Source organism: Bacteroidia bacterium (assembly GCA_025056095.1).
Lineage (GTDB): Bacteria > Bacteroidota > Bacteroidia > JANWVE01 > JANWVE01 > JANWVE01.
Window position 1 is genome coordinate 1 of sequence record JANWVW010000150.1, and the last position, 6,936, is coordinate 6,936.

The following is a 6,936-nucleotide window of genomic DNA, read 5'->3' on the forward strand; positions in this document are numbered from 1 at the left end:
AGGGTGGGCGTTAGCCCAGTGCGGAGCGAAGCGCAGCACCGAAGCGTTAGCGTAGCCCGTAGCACGCCGACCTTGTGGGCATGAGCGCAGCGAAACGCCCACAAGGGCACGCCCAAAAAAGAATAAAAATACTCACACTTTCATCTAAAAATAGTACTCTTTGTAAAACACAGTTGCAAAAAATTCCCATAGGTTTGACCTTCAAACAAAGTTCCGTTTTGGATAACATCCAAACTAAATAAAAATTACAAAAAACTTTATGCAACCTACGCATAAATATGTACAATAAACTCATCTGCGGAGATACCTTGCAGGAACTACAAAATCCACTTAACCAACTGACAGAATAATCAAACCAAGAGGAAGCTTTTTCTACAATCATAAAATACGTTGGAAAAGGGAATTCTTTTGCACCCTATTCAGTGGATTTGTCAAACAAAATGGCACATTCGGCAAGAAATTATTTGAGATAGAATGATAGCAGCTAACCTTAAAGGTTGGCGATTTTGACAAGTAGAGGAACGTATTTAATGGCTGCACAAACCTAAAAATGATACTGACCTAATTGGCGAAGAACTGCTCTCTAACATGCATTGCTTACCTCTATATGGCGCTTCAATCCTGAACAAAAAGTAAATCATTCTGCTGCGTTCTTTATCCTTTGCCTACGCGATGCATTTATTCTATTCTCAATGAAAGCTCTAAAATGTAGATCGTTATTGCGGTAGCGGAACAGCCTGCATAGCTGCTAAATTCCTGAATAAAAAACTATATCGGAATTGATATTTCCCAAGAATATTTAGAGCTTGCCCAAAATCAGTTAGATAGCTATTTACAAGAAAAAGCCACAGTACAAGAAGAGCTTGATAAACACATAGTTAAAAAACTTTTGAACAACGTAAAAAAAGACTTTGGGATAAAAAACTTCATAAAAAACAGAACTTCTCAATATGTTCAAACTCTAAAGCTACAAATTTGAATTGATAAGTTTTCTATGGCACACGAGCTTAAACCGTAAAAATTTTAATTCCGCTGGCTGACTACTTCAATAAAAATATCATTCAAAGGGGTTTCTAAGGGTGCAAAATACGTAATAGGTAAGTGTTGTACTAGGTATTCTAACACTTTTCTGTCATTATCAAAACCTTTGCACTCAATTACAGTGTAGTTCGGAAACTTTTCAATAATCTTTATTGGGTCAAGGTCAGTAAGAGAAATTTCAGAATTTTCCAACCGAATTTGATATAGGGGCTTTCTAAATCTTTGCTTTATTTGGCTTAATGAACCTTCTAACAATACTTTTCCTTGATGAATAAGACAAATGTTATCGCATATTTCCTCTACTTGCTCCATGCGATGAGTAGAGAAAATGACTGTAACTCCTTTTTTATGCAGTTCAAAAATTTCATCTTTAATTAAGTTAGCACTAATAGGGTCTAATCCTGAAAAAGGTTCATCTAAAATAAGTAAGCTAGGTTGATGAGCAACAGTAACGATAAATTGCAGTTTTTGGTGTTGTCCTTTTGAAAGTTCATTAGATTTTTTATGCAACCAATCTTTGATGTTGAGTTTTTCAATCCAAACGGATAGAAGCCGCTCTGCTTGTGATTTAGTGTATCCTCTAAGTTGTACAAAGTATAAGAGCTGTTCGTAGACCTTCATTTTTTTGTATAAACCTCTTTCTTCGGGCATGTATCCAATATGTGCAAGGTGCTTTGGTGATAGAGGTTCGTTTTCAAATAAGATCTGCCCTTCATCAGGTAAAAGAATTTGAGTAATCATGCGTAAAATAGAAGTTTTACCTGCCCCATTAGGTCCCAGCATTCCGTATATGCTTCCTTTGGGAATATTCAAAGACACTTTGTCAACAGCGATAAAGTTTTCGTATCGCTTGACAACTTTACGCAAGGAAAGAATGTTCATTCGTGTAGCAAATATAACTGCTCATGTTCAATTTTTAACCATGCATGTATTTTTTAAACACAATTGATGCAGCATTTTATGCACAAAAGACAAACGTAGTATTTTTGTAACACAAATCAACCTCTTGCCCAATCTCTGATTCTCAATGTATCTCTACAAGGTTTCTTGTAGAGTTTTTTGTTTTTTTTAATTTTTTTTACCTTATATTTGTTCAGCAGTGATAGAAAGAAAAATCCCAGTATGCCATTTGCCGCAGTTTTATTTTGGTTGAGTTTAATTTTGACGTTGCACCATTATGCTTTTGGGCAGATAAACTTTTCATACACTAAAAATGCTATACAACACCAGGAATTTGTATGGAAATATCTAAAAACCGACAACTTTTATATCTATTTTACGCAGAAAAATGACAGTCTTGCCCATTTTGTGGCTTTGGAAGCTGAAAAGCACTATGGATACTTGTACAAAATAATGGACTACTATCCTGAAACTAAAATTGCTATTATCGTACATGCATCTATTACCGATTTTCAACAAAGCAACGTTCAACCGCCCAATATTAAAAATCCTGAGGGGGGTATAACAGAAATGATACCTGCTAAATGTGAAGTGTATTTTGAAGGAAGTTATGTCAAGTTTGCGCACCAAATTCGTAGAAACTTATGCTTAACTTTCTTTAATGACATGATGTTCGGTGGCTCTTTACCGAATACTATTCAAAGCTCTTTATTTTTGAATGTACCTACTTGGTTTAGTGAAGGCTTAGCGGAATACCTTGCTAGTGGTTGGAATGATACGTATGCCTATTACACTCGCGACGCTATTTTGAATCAGAAAATCCGTTCCTTTATGGATATACAAGGACCGTATGCAGGTAAAGTTGGGGTAAGTGTTTGGCATTTTATTGCACAAACCTACACTCCTGACCGTATTGCGGATATTTTATACATGGTGCGTAGTGCTAGAAATGTCTTACATGGCATAGAATATATTCTCAACGTAGATATTTCCGCTTTATTTAAGGATTACTTAGCCTTTTATCAAAAAAAATTTGAGAACAGCACTGCAAATTTTGAAAACCAAGAAAATTACACTTTTATTCAATCTACTAATAACATTGCCATCAGCCCTGATGGAACGTATTTAGCTTATACCACAAACCACAAAGGAATTATCAAGGTATGGGTCAAAAATCTTCAAACTCAAAAAAAATACTTGGTTATTCAAACGGGCATGCGTACCGATATAAATGAGCTCAGTTTTTGGACCTTACCTTTAGCTTGGTCAAAAGATGGGAACAAGCTAGCCGTAGCATACTCGGACAAAGGTAAAACTCGCCTACTTTTGTATGACAGAAATTCACAAGTCAAAAAAAGCATTAAAACAGGAGGATTAAAACAAATTTTGAGTATAGATTGGTCTGCAGATGGCACGCAGCTGCTATTAGCCGCAGTTAAAAATGCTCAATCAGACATTTTTATTTTACCCATAGGAGGTTCATTGCGCCAAGTTACAAATACCAAGTTTGATGATATCAGTGCCTGTTTTGGTCTAAATGAGAATGAACTTTGGATATGCTCTAATCAACCTGATATACAAGATGAGGAACGGCTATATTTAGGCTTGACTGCCCCTGAAGCTAATCCAAATTTCAACTTGTGGCAGTACCAAATAGAAGGTGAAGGTAAAGTACAAAGCATTCAACCGCTTAATCGTATTATTAACCGTAGATATGACCAAGAACTCTACCCTCAAATTATTCAAGATAAGTTAGTATTTACAACTAATAAAAGCGGAATAAGAAACGTAGTTTATATTTCTTTGCAAGACCTTAACAAAACAAGTGATACTGCACAAGTTCGCCCTAAATATCTTACTAATTTACCTTGTGATGTAATAAGCTACAGTCTTACACATAACTTTAACACCTTATATGTATCTATCCTACAAAATGGTACTCCGCAACTATTTAGTAAAAAGATTGACGAAAGTGTGCAGCTCAATACTCAAATCCGTGCAACGGAAGAGAAAGTGCAATACATTACTCAAGTGCGTGCAGAAGTACAGAAAAACAAACTATTAACGATTAAAAACAAGATAGAGAAAATTATAGACAGCACAGAAAACGAAAGAAGAAGCATTAACTATTACCATTACATTTTTGATTATCAAAAACAAGAATTTGTTTTGACGAATAAACCTAAAAAGCAAGACAAAAGAAATCAGCAAGCTATAAGAATTGTTTCGCCGCAAGGTCAAAAAACGGTTAATATCTCTCAAAGTCAAATGTATATAGTAAGTATGAGTCCTGATGTAGTAGGTACAGGTTTATGTGTAGATCCTGTAAAAGGGCTAGGTATGCAGTTTGTCGGAGGAATGAGCGATGTATTTAACAACTATAAAATTACTGCGTATGCACGCGTATATTTTGATTTTAGAAGCACGGACTATGTAATAAAATACCTGTATCAACCCAAAAAGTGGGACTATTTAGTAGAATTTATTCGCAGAACACGAGATTTTAGAGATAGAGACAACTTTAATGACCCATTTGTATTGAAATATAAAACATATAGCGTAAAAGGTACGGCTATACGCCCATATAGTCGTTTTCTCAAATGGGAAAGTCAAGGGGAATATACGTATATCAATCGCCAAAACTTGATAGAAATACCTAAACCTGATGAAAAGTGCAGCGTTTTAGGTATAAGTACAAGAGTAATTTACGACAATACAAAAGTAAAAGGACTAAACATTTCCCAAGGTACGCGTGCAGCGGTAGGCATAAGCACCTATCAACGCATTTTTGATAAGTCTTATAGCTTGGCTACTTTCAGTGGGGAATTCAAGCAATATACGGTAATTTCAGGAGAATTTATTTGGGCAAGCAGAATAGCTACACAGTGGAGTTTTGGACCTAATCCGCAGCTATTTTATTTAGGGGGCGTGGAAGGATACATTAACAATCGTATCCAAGATCATCAAGGCTTGAGGTATAGAAGCAACCAACTACCTGACTTTTATTTCACTGATTTTGCTACGCCTATGCGCGGTTTTATCCGAGGTGCGCGTACAGGTAGGCGTTATATTGTTTGGAACAACGAACTTCGCACGCCTTTACTTAAATACATTAAACGAAGCAGTATGCCCTCTGCTTTATGGTATAACTTACAGTTAGTTACATTCGTAGATATCGGTACAGCTTGGAACAGAGGTTTCCCTAACCGCAACAATACTGAACTTAACACTGCTTATTACGAATTAGGAAACATATCTGTACAGGTATTTAATCAAAGAAGCCCTTGGGTAGCCAGTTATGGCTTGGGGCTGCGTACCGTAGTGCTTGGCTATTTTCTACGAATAGATGCTGCCTGGGGCATAGAAGATGGCTATATTAGTCCCAAAGCTTTGTGGACACTTGCCATCGGAACAGATTTTTAACCTTAGGGGCGTAGCGCTAACTTATATCGCAATAGTGTCTCTCTAAACCCATACCACAAGCTATCTGAAATAAAAGCTTGTCCTATACTTACTTCGCTGATAAAAGGAATAGTACTGACTAACTTAGGCAAGTTGTGCAAATCCAAGTCATGACCTGCATTTATCTTCAAACCTACTTCAACCGCATGTAGCGCTACGGTTTTGTAGATATTTAGTACATTGTCTATTTCGGCGCTTGATTTTGAAGAAAAAGTATGTGCGTACGGTCCTGTAAAAAGTTCAATTCTATCTACACCAATGTTTTTAAGCACAGATAAATTTTTTTCTAATACATCAAAAGGATTGATGAATACAGAAATGCGAGTTTGTGGAGATTGTCGTTTTATATGCTCTACGGCTTGGGCTAATAGTTTAAGGTTTGTATCATCAATTTGCCAGCCTGCGTTGGAAGTAAGCACATTGGGCGGATCAGGAACAAGTGTAGCTTGGGCAGGTTTGACTTCTTCAATGATATCTAAATAACGTTGGTCGGGATAGCCTTCAATGTTGAATTCTACGGTAATTATTTTAGCTATCATTGAAACATCTTTGCGGGTAATATGTCTTTCGTCGGGGCGAGGATGCACTGTAATGCCCTCTGCGCCATTGTTTTGAAGGTACTCCACACATTTGATAACATCAGGGACGTTACCTCCTCTTGCATTACGCAGTGTGGCAACTTTATTAACATTCACGCTTAATACAGGTGGCATATACAAAAATATACGTTTTTTACTAACTAATAGCTTGGCGCAAAAAGTTTACAAAAGATACAGCAGATAAAAAGTGGTTTACACAATAGCTCACATATTCTTGTGAAGTAACTATCTCATCGGGAATGTATTTCCAGAGTAAGAACTGTTTTAAGGTAGTGTAATTGCAAAGTTCAGGATATTGAATTACATCTTTTGGGATTTTTTTGTATCTTCTGCCTTCATATAAACCTCCCCAATATTTGAGCAAAGAAGGGTGAGCAAGTATAGCTTGCCAAGTGTCTGTTTCATAGACAATTTCTTGGCGAATTTTTTTCAGCTGTTCTGCGTTTGGTTCATATAGGCCGCAAGCAATAAAGCTATTCTTAGGTTCAATGTGAATGTAGTATCCAGGTTTATCGGATTGTGTGCCTTCGTGGTCGAGGTAAGCGCCCAAAAAGGTTTTGAAAGGTAGCTTATTTTTGGTAAAACGCACATCTCGGTAAATTCGAAAAATATATTCGCTTATTTTAATATGTTCCGATAAGTGTGTTTGAGGAATCAAGTGCTGTACGATTGTAGTTACTATTTGCTTGAAAGGTTCTTTTACAAATGTTTCATATTCTTTTTTATGTTGTGCGAACCAAGTTTTATTGTTGTTAGCTTTGAGCTGTGTTAAGAATTCTAATCCTTCTTTGGGGAACATCAGCTTAATCAACAAAAAAAGAAGCGGCATAATTCTGATAGTAGTTCTAAAAAATAATTTTGATTTTTTGGGCGTGCCCCTTGCTGACGCAAGGGTCGGGGCATTCCGCACTGCGCTTCGCTTCGGTACTTCGCT

Annotated in this window: 5 protein-coding genes; 2 read left to right on the forward strand and 3 right to left on the reverse strand. The window is 36.6% G+C overall.

Features of this window, described 5'->3' with window-relative positions; genetic code table 11:
- Positions 1–80 precede the first annotated feature (80 nt).
- A complete protein-coding gene (locus NZ519_10315; protein ID MCS7029141.1) occupies positions 81–242 on the forward strand; it encodes a hypothetical protein in 162 nt (53 codons plus the stop codon).
- 781 nt (positions 243–1,023) lie between these two features.
- Here the strand turns inward: NZ519_10315 and NZ519_10320 are convergent.
- A complete protein-coding gene (locus NZ519_10320; GenBank protein ID MCS7029142.1) occupies positions 1,024–1,923 on the reverse strand; it encodes an ATP-binding cassette domain-containing protein in 900 nt (299 codons plus the stop codon).
- 207 nt (positions 1,924–2,130) lie between these two features.
- Between NZ519_10320 and NZ519_10325 the strand changes: the two genes are divergently transcribed.
- Entirely contained in the window at positions 2,131–5,364 is a 3,234-nt protein-coding gene (locus NZ519_10325; GenBank protein MCS7029143.1) for a hypothetical protein, read from the forward strand.
- A gap of 2 nt (positions 5,365–5,366) precedes the next feature.
- Here NZ519_10325 and NZ519_10330 read toward each other — a convergent pair whose 3' ends face one another.
- Positions 5,367–6,116: a pyridoxine 5'-phosphate synthase gene (locus tag NZ519_10330; protein MCS7029144.1), complete on the reverse strand. Its 750-nt coding sequence runs from the start codon at positions 6,114–6,116 to the stop codon at positions 5,367–5,369.
- 22 nt (positions 6,117–6,138) lie between these two features.
- Positions 6,139–6,936: TIGR02453 family protein (locus NZ519_10335; protein MCS7029145.1), on the reverse strand; the 798-nt coding region annotated here is incomplete at its 5' end.